Source organism: Rhizobium ruizarguesonis (assembly GCF_012349115.1).
Lineage (GTDB): Bacteria > Pseudomonadota > Alphaproteobacteria > Rhizobiales > Rhizobiaceae > Rhizobium > Rhizobium ruizarguesonis.
The window spans coordinates 146,588-161,540 of the sequence record NZ_PQIG01000133.1 but is presented as its reverse complement, the minus strand read 5'-3'; the positions used below and the strand labels follow the sequence as shown (position 1 = coordinate 161,540).

Below are 14,953 nucleotides of genomic sequence, written 5' to 3'. Positions count from 1 at the left end.
CTTATTTGTTCCTGTATTGTTCTTTTTAGGGGGTTGAAATGAGCAGCATGCAGTTGCGTACCTTGTCGTTCGCCGTGTCGATGGTTGTTGCCGGCGCCGCCGTGGCGCAGGAGGCTGGCGGGCGCACCCGCTTCATTCTGGCGGCGAGCTGGCAGCCGGCCTTTTGCCAGACGAACCAGAAGAAGGCCGAATGTGCAAGCCAGACCGGCGAGCGCCCTGACGCGACGAACTTCTCGTTGCATGGACTCTGGCCGATGCGGGAGGATTATTGCGGCGTGAGCGCCGAGCAGAAGGCCGCCGACAAGGATGGCGACTGGAACAAGCTGCCGGAGATCACGCTTGCAGCGGAGACGAAGACGGCGCTGGCAAAGGCGATGCCCGGCACGCAATCCGGCCTGGAACGGCATGAATGGGTGAAGCATGGCACCTGCACGAAGATGAGCGCCGACGACTATTTCGGCGTTGGCGTGCATCTCGTGGGCGCACTCAATGCGTCGGCCGTGCGCGATCTCTTCGCTGCCAATATCGGCAAGCCGGTCAAGGCCGAAGCGATCAAGGCGGCTTTCGACAAGAGCTTCGGGCCGGGTGCCGGCGACCGCGTCAAGATGAGCTGCCGGCGGGCCGGCAATGTCAGGATGATCAGTGAGCTGACGATCGGGCTTTCGGAAGCCGCCGGAGCGGTATCGGCGAAAAGTGCCGGGCTTGCCGATTTGATCCAGGGTGCTGGAAAAACGTCGTTCGGCTGCGACGAGGGCGTTGTCGACGCTGCGGGCTTTTGACCGGAAATCCTGAGTAAACCGGGTTTCGGCGTTGCCCGGAGGCGCTGTTTCGCCTACATAGCGGCACAATCAAAGTTTCCCGCCCGGAGCAGCGCAGCATGGCACGTCAGTTCATCTATCATATGTCCGGCCTCAATAAGGCCTATGGCAACAAGAAGATCCTGGAGAATATCCACCTTTCGTTCTACCCGGATGCCAAGATCGGTATTCTCGGTCCGAACGGCGCGGGTAAATCCACCGTATTGCGCATCATCGCAGGCCAGGACAAGGAGTATACCGGCGAAGCCTGGCTCGCCGAAGGTGCGACCGTCGGCTATCTGGAGCAGGAGCCGCATCTCGATCCCAACAAGACGGTGTTCGAGAACGTCATGGAAGGCGTCGCCTCGAAGACGGCTGTCCTCGATCGCTACAATGAATTGATGATGAACTATTCCGATGAGACGGCGGAAGAGGGCGCCAAGCTTCAGGACGTCATCGATAGCCAGAACCTCTGGGATCTGGAAAGCCAGGTCGAGATGGCGATGGAAGCGCTGCGCTGCCCGCCGCGCGACGCCGAAGTCACCAGCCTTTCCGGTGGTGAGCGTCGCCGTGTCGCGCTCTGCCGCCTGCTGCTTTCGCAGCCGGATCTGCTGCTACTCGACGAACCGACCAACCACCTGGACGCCGAAACCATTGCCTGGCTCGAAAAGCATCTGCGCGACTATCCGGGCGCCGTGATGATGATTACCCACGATCGCTACTTCCTGGACAACGTCACCGGATGGATCCTCGAGCTCGACCGCGGCCGTGGCATTCCTTACGAGGGCAACTATTCGGCCTACTTGCAGGCGAAAGCCAAGCGCATGTTGCAGGAAAGCCGCGAAGATGCATCGCGCCAGAAGGCGATCAGCCGCGAACAGGAATGGATCGCTTCCAGCCCGAAGGCCCGTCAGGCCAAGTCCAAGGCCCGTATCAAGTCCTACGAGCAGCTGGTGGATGCCGCCGAGAAGCAGCGTCCCGGCGATGCGCAGATCATCATCCCGGTCAGCGAGCGCCTCGGCCAGGTGGTCATCGAGATGGACGGCATCACCAAGGGCTTCGAGGGCCGCACGCTGATCAACGACCTGTCGATCAAGCTGCCGCCAGGCGGCATCGTCGGCATCATCGGCCCGAACGGCGCCGGCAAGACGACGCTATTCAGGATGATCACCGGCCAGGAAACGCCGGATGGCGGTTCGATCCGCATCGGCGAAACCGTGCATCTCGGTTATGTCGACCAGAGCCGTGACACCCTTGCGGCCGACAAGACGGTCTGGGAGGAAATTTCCGGCGGCGCCGAAATCATCAAGCTTGGCAAGTTCGACATGAACTCCCGTGCCTATTGCGGCGCCTTCAACTTCAAGGGCGGCGATCAGCAGCAGAAGGTCGGCAATCTCTCCGGTGGTCAGCGCAACCGCGTTCACCTTGCCAAGATGCTGAAGGCCGGCGGCAACGTTCTGCTGCTCGACGAACCGACCAACGACCTCGATACGGAAACGCTGGGTGCCCTGGAAAACGCGCTTGAGAATTTCGCCGGCTGCGCCATCATCATCAGCCATGATCGCATGTTCCTCGACCGTCTGGCGACGCATATCCTCGCTTTCGAAGGCGACGGCCATGTCGAATGGTTCGAAGGCAACTTCGAGGATTATGAACAGGACAAGGTTCGTCGTCTCGGCCCCGACGCCCTCAACCCGGGCAGCCAGGCCCATAAGCGCCTGACACGCTGATTTCACCCATTTTTCGTTTGTGAGAGCCCCGGTTCGCCGGGGCTTTTTCATGTCGGGCTCTGTCGCAATCTGAGCAGGCAATTTCGTGGAGAGAGCGAATTGCCGCTTGCCACTGCTTTTCAAATCACATAAAGATATCTTTATGTCTTGATTGGATCAAAGATGAGCGAACCGTTGAAGCTTGGACTGGATGCGCTGGTGGACGTCTTGAAGGCGGCCGGCGAGCCCACGCGCCTGCGTCTTCTGGCGCTTCTTGACGGCGGCGACCTGACGGTGACCGATCTTACCGAAATTCTCGGCCAGTCCCAGCCGCGCATCTCCCGCCATCTGAAGCTGCTCGGCGAAGCCGAACTGATCGAACGCTACCAGGAGGGCGCCTGGGCCTATTTCCGCCTGAAGCAGGACGGCAAGGCGGCCATGCTGGTGCGGGCGCTACTCAAGCATGTCTCCGAGAACGATCCGACCATCCTTCGCGATGGCGAGCGGCTTTCGCAAGTCAAGCGCCAGCGTGCCGAGCGGGCGCAGGCCTATTTCAGCCGCAACGCGGCCGAATGGGACGAGCTTCGCCGCCTGCATGCGGCTGATGAGGAGGTCGACGCCGCTGTCATCCGGCTGCTCGGCAACCAGCCGATCGATTCGCTGCTTGATCTCGGCACTGGCACCGGCCGCATCCTCGAGCTTCTGTCCGGCCTCTACCGCCGGGCGATCGGAGTCGATGCCAGCCGCGACATGCTGAGCGTGGCGCGCGCCAATCTCGACAAGTCCCGCATCACCAAGGCCACCGTGCGCCACGCCGATATCCTGAACCTGCCGTTCGAGGGACAGGATTTCGACCTGGTGACGATCCATCAAGTGCTGCATTTCTTCGATCAGCCGGAAATTGCGATCGCGGAAGCGGCGCGCATGCTCCGGCCGGGCGGTCGGCTCGTGGTCATCGACCTGGCGCCGCACACGCTTGAATATCTCCGCGACGAGCATGCGCATGTCCGTCTCGGCTTTTCGCACCAGGCGATGTCCGACTGGTTGCGCAAGGCCGGGCTCGACGTCGAGCAGGCCGTCGATCTTCATCCGGGTCAGCAAAGCGGGCAGGGGTTGACGGTCACCGTCTGGCTCGCGCGCGATCCGAGGCGCCTCATGGCTTCGCAGACGAGCGAGGGCGCTGAACCTACATTTGCCGGGAGGGTATGACATGGCTTTGAAAAACGAAGCACGCGGCCGTAACATCAGGGTCTCCTTCGAATTCTTCCCGCCGAAATCGGAAGAGATGGAAGGGCAGCTCTGGCATACCGTCAGCCAGCTGCAGGACTGGGACCCGGATTTCGTGTCGGTGACCTATGGCGCCGGCGGCACCACAAAGGCGCCGACGCTGACCGCTGTCACGCGTTTCCTCTCACAGACGCCGCTTGCCACTGCCTCGCATCTCACCTGTGTCGGCGCGACCAAGGAGGAGACGCATCAGGTGGTCGATACGTTCCGCAAGGCCGGCGTAACGCATTTCGTGGCGCTGCGCGGCGATGCGCCAGGCGGCGCCGGCGCGCCCTACCAGCCGCATCCCGGCGGTTATGCCAATGCGGCGGAGCTGGTGGCTGGCCTCAAGGAAATTGGCGATTTCGAGATTTCGGTCTCCGCCTATCCGGAAAAGCACCCGGAAAGCCGCGATACGGCTGCGGATATCGACATGCTGAAGCGCAAGGCCGACAATGGCGCCGACCGGGCGCTGACGCAGTTCTTCTTCGACAACGACAATTTCGAGCGCTATCTGGAGCGGGTGCGCGGCGCCGGCATCTCGATCCCCGTTGTGCCCGGCATCATGCCGATCCAGAACCTGACGCAGCTGAAACGCTTTGCCGGGGCCTGCGGCACAATCATCCCCGCCTTCCTCGACGAGCGCTTTGCAGGCTTCGACGACAAGCCCGAGGAGCGGGCGAAGGTCGCCGCCGAAGTCGCTGCCGAACAGATCGAGGATCTCGTCCGGCGTGGCATCCATGATTTTCATCTCTATACGATGAACCGTGCGCCGCTGGTTTCCGCTGTGCTCGACAATCTCGGCCTCTCCCGCTCGGCGGCAAAAAGTGCGGGCGCAGCCGCCTGATCTTTGCGCGTCTGAAAGACGCGCGGCGCTGTAAAAGTGAAAAGCGCATGTCGGGCGGGACATGCGCTTTTTCGTTGGCGGATTGATCAGCTATCCAGGAGTTTAGGCACTATCAGTCGTCATACTTTCGTCGGCCGGCTCAGATGAAGAGCATGGACAAGACGAAAGCAAACGCTGCACTGACCAACAGAACATTCAAGGATTGCGTGAGTCCCATGTCTGTCTCCTCGCGTTAACCGGCCGATAATATGTCTGAAATATGTCGGTTGGGAAGCAGATCTTATGCTGCGCTGCAGAACGGTTCGGTGGATAAGTCGAATAGCGCTCTTGCAAGCCTTTGAAATAGATCAGTAATTTTCAACAAATTTTTGTTCACACAATTTAACATGCCGTTAAATCAGGCGATCGTGGATTTACCTATGCGTCCAAAACATGGCGGATCGGCAACCGGTTGAAAACATACGAAATTCGCAACCGGTTCAAACAGCTTTCGCCAGCAGGCGATAGGCGCGGCCATCGAGAATGATGAGGCCGAAACCGATCAGCGCCATGCCGGCCAATTCGCCAAATGCGAGCCTTTCGCCGAGGAAAAGCACGCCGAGAAGGATGGCGCTCGGCGGCACCAGTAGGGTGACGAGCGAGGCGTTGGTGGCGCCGGCGGTCGCCATGATCCGGAAATAGAGGATGTAGCCGAAGGCCGTCGACAGCAGCGCCAGCGCCAGGATGGCCAGGAGCGCATCCAGCGGCGGTGCGGCAAGCGCCCAGGGACGATCGGTCAGCAGCGACAGCGGCAGCGCAATCAGCGAGGAGGCGCTCAACTGGCCGGCTGCAGTGACAGGGGCAGGAACATCCTTGAAGCGTTTGCCGTAAGTGGCGGCGAAGCCATAGGAGATGGCGGCAAGTACGGGAAGAAACAGCGCCCAGAGCGGCGCTTCGCCACCAGCCGACATGCCGGGGCCGATCAGCACGATCGTTCCGGCCAAACCGACGAGGCAGCCGGCGATCTTTGCCGGTGACAGCTTCTCGTCTGATGTGAAGTAGTTGGCGATCAGCACGGTCCAGATCGGTGTCGTCGCATTCAGGATCGCCGCAAGACCGGCGCCGATGCGGGTCTGGCCGAAGAAGATCAGCGCATGCGGTAGGGCATTGTTGATGAGCCCGAGGATCAGGAATTCGCACCAGCGGGCCTTGAGGATCGCATAGAATTCAAAACGGCCGGCGATATAGATATGCAGCGCCAGCGCCGCGAGCAGCAGCCTGAAGAAGACGAGGGTCAGCGGCGGCACATGCTGGACGGCGATGCGGGCAAAGAAGAAGGAGCCACCCCAGATCAGGCCGAGCAGGACCAGCAGGCCCCAGGTCCAGGCATTCATCCTGCTGTCCATGCCGATTCCTCCACCGTGAGCCGCTCGTTTTGCCGAAAGCCGGCACCGGATTTCGACTTGATGCTTTAGCGCAGGTGGCGGACCGCGCCACCCGTTTCTTGCGAAGCGGGCGGCGGTAAAATGTCAGCGGGGATCAGAGAGCATTGAGAAGGGCAGGCGTCGCCCAGCCGTCGGCCGGCATGCCGAGGCGCTGCTGTTCTTTCTGGATCGCGACACGCGTGCCGGAGCCGAGGATGCCGTCGATCTCGCCGACATCATGGCCGAGCGACTGCAGCTTGGTCTGCAGCGCCTTCATCTGGTCGCTGGCGAGCCCCTGTTCCGGCACGCCCTTGAGATAGGGTTCGGCGCCCGAAAGGCGCGTCCCGAAATAGGCAGCCGAGGTCGTGTAGATGAACGACTTGTTCCATTCGAGATAGATCTTGAAATTGGGATAGGCGATGAAGGCCGGTCCCATGCGGCCCTGCGGCAGAACGAGGTCGCCTTCGAGGTTGCCGAAGGCGGTATTGCCGTCGCGCGGCTTGACGCCAAGCGCGAACCATTCTCCCGCTTTCATCGTGCCGCCGAGGCCGGATTTTTCCCAGGGCAGATTATCGGGCAGGGTCACTTCCTGCAGCCAGGGCTGGCCGCGCTCGAAGCCGAGATGCTGGATGAATTTCGCCGCCGTCAGGATGGCGTCCGGGCTGCTTTGCTTCAGGCGGATATGACCGTCACCGTCGCCATCCATGCCATAGGCAATGATGTCGCGCGGCAGCATCTGCACCTGGCCGATCTCGCCGGCCCAGGCGCCGGTATTGGTGGCGGGGTCGAGGTCGCCGTGCTGAACCATCTCGACAAGGGCGATCAGTTGCGGGCGGAAGAGTTCCGGGCGGCGGCAGTCATGCGACAGCGTCACCAGGGCGTTGCGGGTGTTGAAATCGCCTTGGACGGCGCCGAAATCGGTTTCCATCGCCCAGAAGGCGGTGATGACGCCCGGCGGCACGCCGAACTCCTGCTCGGCGCGGGCAAAGACGTCGGCATATTGCTTCATCTTCTGGCGGCCGATGTCGAGGCGGGCCTGGCTGACGGTGCGCTGGGAGAATTCGAGGAAGGTCTGCTTGAAGACGCCCTGGGCACGATCCCGGCTCAGCACCTTGGGGTCGATCTCGGCGCCGGCGAAGGCCTCGTCGGCGGCTGCAGCACTGGCGCCGGCTGCGACCGCATCTTTCTTGACGCCGTCGAGGAAGGCGGACAGATCGCCGCCGCAGGGCGCTGCCGGGGCTGCGTCTGGCGCCTGCTGGGCGGCCGCGCCGCCTGCGAGGGCGAGGGCAAACAGAAGGGCGAGTGCAGAGCGGCTTGCGAGCGAGCGGTGCATGGATGCGGTCCTTATATCAAACAGATTGCCGTCGCTTTCACAGACGAATGTGACGGAAGCAAGAAACATCGCAAGACGTTACTAAGAATTTCTATCCTTGGAAACGGCCGCGACCCAATTGTTCCAGTTCTTTGCGCTGCCGGCGAAGACATTGATATCGGTCGGCCCACTGATGCCAGGAATAACGCCGGTCGAGGTATATTGCCAGAAGGCCCAGCGGCGGTCGGAGTAGGTCACCTCGGGGTGTTTTGCCACCGAACGGACCCAGAAATGATAATCCTGGAAGTAGCCGGCGAGATTGTCGCGATGGAAATCGACCGAGGTATAGATGATCGGGCGTTTGCCGTAATAGGCCTCCAGCCGGTCCATGAAACGCTGCATTGCGGCGCGCACCGTTTCAGCGTCGGGGCGGTAGCGGCAGGTCTTCGATTCGGCGTTCCATTCGACGTCAAGCACCGGCGGCAGGCGCATGGCCTCCTTCGGCACGTTGCGGATGAACCAGTCGGCCTGCTCGTCGGCGGAGGAGCAGAAATAATAGAAATGATAGGGAGCGTGCGGGATGCCGGCGGCGCGGGCCTCGCGCCAGTATTCGTCGAAGCGCGGATCGACCCTGTCCTTGCCTTCCGTCGCCTTGATGAAGGCGAAGGCCACTCCGGAATTCTTCACCGTGCCCCAGTCGATATCGCCCTGCCATTTGGAGATGTCGATGCCGTGGATCGCGTTCTGCTGCGGGTGCTTCGCCCCGAAATCCTGCGGATCGGTATCCTTGAAGCGTGTCTTCGGTTTGATCGACGCCGTTTCGAGATAGTCATGACCGGAGGAGCTGCAGCCGGCCAGCAGGATGGCCAGGGGCAAAACGCAAAACAAAAACCGGCGCATGGGCGTCCTGTCGTAACTCGAATGATCTCTTTGCCCCACAGCCTGACCTTCGAAAAAGACGAGTCAGCAGAGGAATAACCCTCTTTTCACCATATCAACGTAAAAAATCGGTTAGTTTCAAGCGAATTATAAGCGCTTGCTGATAATAGCAGCCCGCCAAGCATAACCGCCGCCGACGGTATCGAACAACAATATCGCGTTGTTTTCATGGGCTTGCGCTTCCAGAATCTCACGCAGATCGGGGCGCGGGGTGACGTGGAATTTCGCAAGCCAGGACTGCAGCATGCGCCGGAACCAGGCCGGCAAGCCTTCCTGCTGGCCGAAATCGACGATGTGCAGCTGGCCGCCGGGATTGAGTGCGGCGATCGATGCATCGACGGCGCGCTCCCAATCGGTGATCATCGACAGGGCGTAGGAAATCAGGATGCGGTCGAAGCCGCTGACGCCGAATTCGCGCGGTGTGAACGCCGTGGCGTCGGCGACGCGGAATTCCGGGATCGTCGCCTTGGTGGCGAAGGTTCTGCGCGCCGAAATCAGCATTTCCTGGGATATGTCGAGGCCGAACAGTTTGGCGGTCGGGAAATGCCTGTGGGCGAAAGCCATGTTGCGCCCCGTGCCGCAGCCGACTTCAAGCAGGGTGCCGCCTTCGGGCACGTCGAGATTGCGGATCGTGCTGTCGCGGCCGAGAAGATAATATTTGCGGGTCAGGTCGTAGATATGGCGCTGGTAGCGATACATGCCATCCATCAGGCTGGCATGTTCATCGCTCTTTCCTGCCGTTTCAGTGCCGACCTTGCTCACGCCTTCTTCCCGTAGATGTGGAAGCCGCCATAGATTGCCGAGCGATCGAGCGCGGTCAGCTCACGTGACTTCTCCTCGAAGTAATCCCACTGGTCGCGGATCACAGAAGCCAGACGGCCTTCGATGATGCTCTTTTCGGCGGCGGTGCGGAAGATCACGCGGGCGCCTTCGCGCGCCGTGCGGGTGATTTCCGTCCAGACGTCGTTCAGTTGCTCGTCGGTCATCCAGTCCTGTGCGTCGAGCAGGATGTAGCGGTCGCGCGAGGCGGCCGGCTCGCGCGCCAGAAGCTCGGTGAAGCTTGCGTGGTGGACGTTGACGCGGTCGACATTGGCGCGGATCACCTCATAGTGCTCCGACTTCAGATAGGTCGGCAGCGGGCCTTCCGCTTCGGTGCCGTAGCGGCGGCCAAAGGCCTGCCAGGCGAAATAGTTGTCGCTCATCGGGAAATGACAGGCGAGCTTTTCCAGGCGGTGCTTCAACACCGGCGCGATCGAATGATCGGCGGCAAGGCTTGCAAGTTCGTCATATTGCTGCGGCGGAATGCCGAGGCCGAAGAGCGAGCTCTTGCGACCGGTGATCCAGCGCACGACCGGCTTTTCGAAGAGCGGCGCGATCTGCTCGTCGAAGAACTGGCGCTGCTCGCGGATCGAGCGGGTCTTGGTCATCTCGCGCAGCTTGACACCATGCAGGCGGGCAAGAAGATGGGCCGCGCCGATGAAGCGGCCGAGCAGACCGGTTTCGTAGATGTTGCGGTCGAAGACGGTGACACGGCGGCGGCCGAACTTGCGGCCGTTCCAGTAGCTGCGGGTCGCCTCATCGAGGCGTGCGGCGAGATGCTGGTCGTAGGCGCGGCTGTTCGACTTCTCGTTCGGCATCGCCAGGAAGCGGACGAGATCGGTATGGCCGGGAAGGTGTTTGAAGGCGGCAAGCTTCAGGCGGTTCAGGGCGATGTGATGCGGGTTGAGATCGACGACGTCGATTGAGGCCGGCGCCTTGGAGAGATAGGCGAGCATGTTGCAGCCGCCAGAACCGATGGTGACGATGCGATGGTTGGGCTTCAGCTCCATCGCCTGCATGTCGAGATCCGGATCCTCCCAGATCTGCGGATAGACGAGGCCGGAAAAGAGAAGGCCGAAGAGACGCTCGGAAAAGCCATCCTTCGAAAAAGCCTTGTGGCGGAGAAGGGCGTCCTTGAGTTTCCGGTTCTTGCGGAAGCCGGCATCCGGTGCAAATTCTGACATGAGTCTGTCACCTTTTTAGCGTTCAGGGCGTGTAACGCGCCTCTGCTACAGTTTGATGACGCGGGCTGTGGAGGCGCCGTTCCTGGGAGACTTCGACCTCCTCGGCAGAGCGACCGGGTGGCTCTCCTGTGAAAGTGATCGGGATGATGGCCGTTCTTCGCTTCGGCCCCTTTCCGGCGCGTGCGATTCCTGCTTCTCTCCCGGCAGGGAGGAATGCCATGCGATTTGTCCTGCGTATCCTGAAGGCGCTCGCTCTCCTTCTCGTTCTCGTCGTCATCGCTGCTGCCGGCTGGCTCTTCATCCGGCCGCCGGAATTGCTGCGCGTCGGCGACGGTTATGCCGCCAAGATCGTCTGCTCCAACGTCTTCATTGCCGGCCGAGGGGCTGAGGATGTGCTCCATGACGATGTCCAGGCGCCCGGAAATCCGTTACTGCGGCTGGTGCGCGTCAGCGTCGACCGCGACAACGACCGTGTGACGGCGCGCTTCATGGGGCTGTTTGCGCCGAGTTATGCGCTCTATCGCGGCGCTTTCGGCTGCACGAGCGTGCCGGACGGCAATTTTGAGGCGGCGGCGAATGCGGTGCCCTTCGATCCGCCGGCCAAGGTGCAGGCGAACGATGCATTATGGCCCGAGGGTGAGGGCACCGGCGATCAACAGGACGGAAAGATCGCCGCGCTGCTTGCCGATACCGGAGTTGCCGGCCCGGCAATGCGGGCGATCGTGGTGGTGCGCGATGGCCGCATCGTCACTGAGGCCTATGGCCCCGGCTTCTCGGCAAAGACGCCGCTGATCGGCTGGTCGATGACGAAGACGGTGAATGCGGCGGTCCTCGGCCGGCTGATGCTCGGCGGCAAGATCTCTTTCGACGATGATAACCTGTTGGCGCAGTGGAAGAACGATACGCGCGCCAGAATCAAGGTTTCCGACCTGCTCGGCATGGAGAGCGGCCTCGCCTTCAACGAGGACTATGGCGACGTCGCCGATGTGACGCGCATGCTCTATCTCGATCCCGACATGGTATCGCTGCCGGCCAATGCACCGATGGAGGCGGCACCCGGCCAACGCTTCCGCTATTCGAGCGGCACTGCCGTGCTGCTGTCGCGCATCTGGATGGACAGGGTCGGCAATGCTCAGGCGGCCTTTTCTTATCCGCACGACGCCTTGTTTTCGCCGCTCGGCATGACGAGCGCGGTGTTCGAACTCGATGCGCGCGGCACCTTTGCCGGAAGCTCCTATCTCTATGCGACGGCGCATGACTGGGCGCGCTTCGGGCAGTTCCTGCTGCAGGATGGCGTGTGGAACGGCCAGCGGCTGTTACCGGAGGGTTTCGTCGGCGCCATGCGCACCCCGACGGCAGCATCGAACGGGCGGTATACGCAGGGTCAGGCTTGGCTCGCTCCTGGCGGCTCAAGCGCCGCGTTCGGGCTGCCGGAGGATACGTTCTGGCTGACGGGGCATGACGGGCAGAGCATGGCGATCGTCCCCTCCGCCAATCTGATCGTCGTCAGGCTTGGCCTGACGCCGAGCCGGCTCGACTATCAGCCGCAGGTGCTGCTCAAGGTGATCCTGGCGGCATTGCCGCAACCACGTGGGCCGCAACAGCAGGCCGGATCGCAACGACAGACACAGCCGCAGCCATAGGCAGCGGCTTCAGCCGTTATCTCCAGATTTCAATAATTACCTTGGGCGATGTCGGTCATGCCCTTGCGCTTGGCGTCGTAATAATAGCCGCGCGCATACAGGCGGACGGCATCGTCTTCCTTACTGTCGGAGACGAGCCAGGCGCCGCGCAGATATTTCGCGGCATATTTGATGTTGGTCTCGGCATCAAAGAGGCCGCCCGGGGCACCGTCATAACCCATGGACTTGGCGGTGTTGTACTTGATCTGCATGAGGCCGAAATAGCCGCGCTTATTGTAGGCCTTCGGATTATAGCGGCTCTCGCGATGGACGATGCGGTGAAGCAACGTCTCGGGAATTTCGTAGACCTTCGAATATTTGGCGATGAGCTTGGTGACGAAGCCCTTCTCGACCGTCGGCGCGTCGTCTTTGTCGTCGTCGCTGAACATCGGGGGCGCCGTCGGCGGATCGATCGGCCCGGATTCGTCGAAACCGTAGTCCATGCTGGCGCGCGGCGTGGTGTCGACTGCGGCAAGTGCTGCAAGCGCGCTGTTTTGCGGTGTGGCGGCAAAGGCAAGCTGCGTTGTCGGCTGTGCCGGCGTTCCCGGACGCGGCGTCGGCACGACGGACTGGATCGCCGTCATCTCGGGCGTCAGCGGGATCTGCGCATAGGCTGCCGGCTGCATGGTAAGATCGCCAGGCTGAGAAGCTGTCACGGCCGGCATCGCCGTTGCGGTCAGGGAGGGGGATGATGCCTGGGGAATGGTGGCGCCTGCAACCGCCTGACCGGCTGCGCCTTCGGCTGTCGGGATCGCGGCGAGTGTTGCATCTTCGCCAGGTTTCGGCATCGGCACGACGGTCTGGACAGCTGTCAGTTCGGCCTGGGATGTGTATTCGACGCTCGCACATCCCGTCATCATGCCGCAGAGTATCGTGGAAACGACAAGACTGCGTTTCAGGCCGGATAATCCGATCGCTACCATTCCGCCACTTTCGTGAAATCGCGCCGCCCCGGCAGCGTATAAAAGTTACCAAAAACCTTAAGCCCTAGTGACCCCATTAACCTATTCGTGACATTCCGGCAACCACGGAATATTACTAGGCTGCAATACGGCGATACCCGGCTGTTACGGCACCTGCAGCGATTAGCAGAGTGCCTCCGGTGCGGTTTACGGCGCGCTGGATGCTCGCCTTGCGAATCAATCCGCGCGCGGTATGGGCGAGAAAAGCGTAGGTGGAGGCGTTGAGGATCGCCAGCACAAGGAAGGTCGCTTCCATGATCGCCATCTGCCCGACGAACGGCAGGGCCGGATTGAGGAACTGCGGCACGAAGGCGACGAAGAAGATGATGCTCTTCGGATTGAGGGCGGTGACGACATAGGCGTGGAGGAAGATCTTGAGCGACTTCTCCTCCGGCAGATTGTCGTTGTCGGCAACCGGTTCGCCGATGATGGGAGCCCGCCAGAGCTTGATTCCCAACCAGATCAGGTAGGCGCCGCCGATCCACTTCAAGATGGTGAAGAGGGTCGCGGAGGCGGCCAGAACGGCACCAAGACCGAAGAGGGAAGCCGTCATCGCCGTGAAGTCACCAAGCGCCACGCCGCTCACCGTCGCAAACGCCGTCCTGCGTCCATGACCGAGCGCATAGGAAACGACGAGAAGTATCGTCGGTCCCGGTATGGCCAGCATGATGGCGGATGCGGCCGCAAAAGCGAGCCAAGCTTCAAGTGACATGGTGTCTCCTCCTATTCCTCAGGAATAAGCAAAGACATCATATTAACCATCCGTCAATCACGCTTCTTTGTATTTCTGGCCTATATTGTCCATGACTTCGGCAAACCATCCGGTCGAAAGGTCAAAAGTCTTGCCGCCCTTGATGCGCGGGAATTCTATAGTGCGCAATTTACCGTTCTGGCCTTCATCGTGGCCGGTGACGCCGGACACTCTATTGAGAGCGCTTTCGACGGCGAGATCGACCATGCTCTGGATCAGCCTGAGGTCATCGCCGTTGGCAGGCGCGGAGCGGGCGAAATAGCCCGATTTCTGCACCAGGGAACGCTCGGCGTCGAGCAGATTGGCGAACTGCTTCTGGAACCAGGCGCCGACATTGATCGTGTCGATTTTCACATGGCCGAAAGCATCGCGCTTGACGGTCTCGCCGGCGGCTTCGCGCTCGGCGACGATGGCGTCGAGGCAGGCGCCTTCCGAGACGAAGACGGTAGCGTGGCCGTTGCGGTCCATGCTCTCCTTCAGACGGGCGGCCTCAGCGTCGAGGTCGAAGGCCATCTCAGGCAGGTAGACGGCGTCGATGCTCTTCAGATGTGCGTTCATCATCAGGCCATCGACATATTGGTTGCGGCTGGTGCGCTGGAGATAGGCGCGAGCGGTGGCGGCCGTCAGCCAGCCAGAATGGCGGCCCATCACCTCGTGGATGACGAGAGTGCGCGGCGCGGCCGTCTGCTCGTTGCCGACATTGTCGAAGAAATGCGCGCCAACTTCGGCGGCCGTCCAGGCGCCGAGCGACTGGCGGATCGGTACGACGTCATTGTCGACAGTCTTCGGCAGGCCGACGACGGTCAGATCGTAGCCGTTGGCGGCGAGGTAGGCTGCAAGGTCGGCGGCCGTGGTGTTGGTGTCGTCGCCGCCGATCGTGTGGAGAGTGGTAATGCCGTCATTGGCAAGGCGTTCGGCGGCGACCCGCAGCGGATTCTCGCCTTCCTTGACCAGGCCGCGCTTGACGCAGTCGGCGGCATTGGTGAGCTTGACGCGGCTATTGCCGATCGGCGAGCCGCCATAGCGGTGCAGCAGCGGCGCCTTTTCGCGCATCTCGCGGGTGATCTCGAGGCTGTCGCCGATGAGCACACCCTGGTAGCCCGACTTGTAGGCGACGATATCGAGATCGGGCGCGACGTCGCTGTAGCGTTCGATGAGGCCACCGACAGCGGAAGAGAGACAGGGCGCCAGGCCTCCGGCGGTCAGCATTGCGACTTTCTGCTTGGCCATGATCCCTCCTATGGCGTTTCGGTGCGGCGGCGTTACCTAGCGCATGGATGCG

The 14,953-nt window shown here is 61.5% G+C and carries 13 protein-coding genes; 5 read left to right on the top strand and 8 right to left on the bottom strand.

What is annotated here, in order from left to right:
• The first annotated feature begins 38 nt into the window (after nucleotides 1-38).
• The 4 genes from C3Y91_RS35510 (at nucleotide 39) to metF (ending at nucleotide 4,619) form a co-directional block, all read left to right on the top strand.
• A complete protein-coding gene (locus C3Y91_RS35510; protein WP_168576369.1) occupies nucleotides 39-779 on the top strand; it encodes a ribonuclease T2 family protein in 741 nt (246 codons plus the stop codon).
• 98 nt (nucleotides 780-877) lie between these two features.
• Nucleotides 878-2,527, top strand: a complete 1,650-nt coding sequence (gene ettA, locus C3Y91_RS35505; RefSeq protein WP_011652822.1) for an energy-dependent translational throttle protein EttA — start codon at nucleotides 878-880, stop codon at nucleotides 2,525-2,527.
• Between the two features lie 162 nt (nucleotides 2,528-2,689).
• Nucleotides 2,690-3,715 (top strand): ArsR/SmtB family transcription factor, encoded by a 1,026-nt coding sequence (locus C3Y91_RS35500; protein ID WP_018494816.1) that lies wholly within the window; start codon nucleotides 2,690-2,692, stop codon nucleotides 3,713-3,715.
• A 1-nt stretch (nucleotide 3,716) separates the two neighbouring features.
• A complete protein-coding gene (gene metF / locus C3Y91_RS35495; RefSeq protein WP_168576368.1) occupies nucleotides 3,717-4,619 on the top strand; it encodes a methylenetetrahydrofolate reductase [NAD(P)H] in 903 nt (300 codons plus the stop codon).
• A gap of 479 nt (nucleotides 4,620-5,098) precedes the next feature.
• Here metF and C3Y91_RS35490 read toward each other — a convergent pair whose 3' ends face one another.
• The 5 genes from C3Y91_RS35490 to C3Y91_RS35470 all read right to left on the bottom strand — a co-directional run bounded on the left by C3Y91_RS35490 (nucleotide 5,099) and on the right by C3Y91_RS35470 (nucleotide 10,276).
• Complete coding sequence (locus C3Y91_RS35490; protein ID WP_168576367.1) at nucleotides 5,099-6,004, bottom strand: DMT family transporter; 906 nt, start codon at nucleotides 6,002-6,004, stop codon at nucleotides 5,099-5,101.
• Nucleotides 6,005-6,137: 133 nt separating this feature from the next.
• Nucleotides 6,138-7,355 (bottom strand): lytic murein transglycosylase, encoded by a 1,218-nt coding sequence (locus C3Y91_RS35485; protein ID WP_026171052.1) that lies wholly within the window; start codon nucleotides 7,353-7,355, stop codon nucleotides 6,138-6,140.
• Between the two features lie 81 nt (nucleotides 7,356-7,436).
• Nucleotides 7,437-8,234, bottom strand: a complete 798-nt coding sequence (locus C3Y91_RS35480; protein WP_018485179.1) for a glycoside hydrolase family 25 protein — start codon at nucleotides 8,232-8,234, stop codon at nucleotides 7,437-7,439.
• A gap of 126 nt (nucleotides 8,235-8,360) precedes the next feature.
• Nucleotides 8,361-9,035 carry a class I SAM-dependent methyltransferase gene (locus tag C3Y91_RS35475; protein WP_024320767.1) on the bottom strand — a complete coding sequence of 225 codons (675 nt, stop codon included), beginning with the start codon at nucleotides 9,033-9,035 and terminating at the stop codon, nucleotides 8,361-8,363.
• Nucleotides 9,032-10,276 carry a BtaA family protein gene (locus tag C3Y91_RS35470; RefSeq protein ID WP_024320768.1) on the bottom strand — a complete coding sequence of 415 codons (1,245 nt, stop codon included), beginning with the start codon at nucleotides 10,274-10,276 and terminating at the stop codon, nucleotides 9,032-9,034. Before C3Y91_RS35470 ends, C3Y91_RS35475 begins: the two co-directional genes overlap by 4 nt.
• Nucleotides 10,277-10,494: 218 nt before the next feature.
• Between C3Y91_RS35470 and C3Y91_RS35465 the strand changes: the two genes are divergently transcribed.
• A complete protein-coding gene (locus C3Y91_RS35465; protein ID WP_024320769.1) occupies nucleotides 10,495-11,919 on the top strand; it encodes a serine hydrolase domain-containing protein in 1,425 nt (474 codons plus the stop codon).
• A gap of 29 nt (nucleotides 11,920-11,948) precedes the next feature.
• Here the strand turns inward: C3Y91_RS35465 and C3Y91_RS35460 are convergent, their stop codons facing one another.
• From C3Y91_RS35460 to C3Y91_RS35450, 3 genes are all read right to left on the bottom strand, one after another.
• Nucleotides 11,949-12,881: a lytic transglycosylase domain-containing protein gene (locus C3Y91_RS35460; protein ID WP_168576366.1), complete on the bottom strand. Its 933-nt coding sequence runs from the start codon at nucleotides 12,879-12,881 to the stop codon at nucleotides 11,949-11,951.
• Between the two features lie 115 nt (nucleotides 12,882-12,996).
• Nucleotides 12,997-13,632, bottom strand: coding sequence for a LysE family translocator (locus tag C3Y91_RS35455; protein WP_024320771.1), 636 nt, complete (start codon nucleotides 13,630-13,632; stop codon nucleotides 12,997-12,999).
• A 57-nt stretch (nucleotides 13,633-13,689) separates the two neighbouring features.
• Complete coding sequence (locus C3Y91_RS35450) at nucleotides 13,690-14,901, bottom strand: pyrophosphate--fructose-6-phosphate 1-phosphotransferase (RefSeq protein WP_168576365.1); 1,212 nt, start codon at nucleotides 14,899-14,901, stop codon at nucleotides 13,690-13,692.
• Nucleotides 14,902-14,953 lie beyond the last annotated feature (52 nt).

Coding starts and splice junctions, on each gene's coding strand:
- C3Y91_RS35510 (WP_168576369.1), top strand. CDS start 39: ATGAGCAGCATGCAGTTGCGTACCTTGTCGTTCGCCGTGTCGATGGTT.
- ettA (WP_011652822.1), top strand. CDS start 878: ATGGCACGTCAGTTCATCTATCATATGTCCGGCCTCAATAAGGCCTAT.
- C3Y91_RS35500 (WP_018494816.1), top strand. CDS start 2,690: ATGAGCGAACCGTTGAAGCTTGGACTGGATGCGCTGGTGGACGTCTTG.
- metF (WP_168576368.1), top strand. CDS start 3,717: ATGGCTTTGAAAAACGAAGCACGCGGCCGTAACATCAGGGTCTCCTTC.
- C3Y91_RS35490 (WP_168576367.1), bottom strand. CDS start 6,004: ATGGACAGCAGGATGAATGCCTGGACCTGGGGCCTGCTGGTCCTGCTC.
- C3Y91_RS35485 (WP_026171052.1), bottom strand. CDS start 7,355: ATGCACCGCTCGCTCGCAAGCCGCTCTGCACTCGCCCTTCTGTTTGCC.
- C3Y91_RS35480 (WP_018485179.1), bottom strand. CDS start 8,234: ATGCGCCGGTTTTTGTTTTGCGTTTTGCCCCTGGCCATCCTGCTGGCC.
- C3Y91_RS35470 (WP_024320768.1), bottom strand. CDS start 10,276: ATGTCAGAATTTGCACCGGATGCCGGCTTCCGCAAGAACCGGAAACTC.
- C3Y91_RS35465 (WP_024320769.1), top strand. CDS start 10,495: ATGCGATTTGTCCTGCGTATCCTGAAGGCGCTCGCTCTCCTTCTCGTT.
- C3Y91_RS35460 (WP_168576366.1), bottom strand. CDS start 12,881: ATGGTAGCGATCGGATTATCCGGCCTGAAACGCAGTCTTGTCGTTTCC.
- C3Y91_RS35455 (WP_024320771.1), bottom strand. CDS start 13,632: ATGTCACTTGAAGCTTGGCTCGCTTTTGCGGCCGCATCCGCCATCATG.
- C3Y91_RS35450 (WP_168576365.1), bottom strand. CDS start 14,901: ATGGCCAAGCAGAAAGTCGCAATGCTGACCGCCGGAGGCCTGGCGCCC.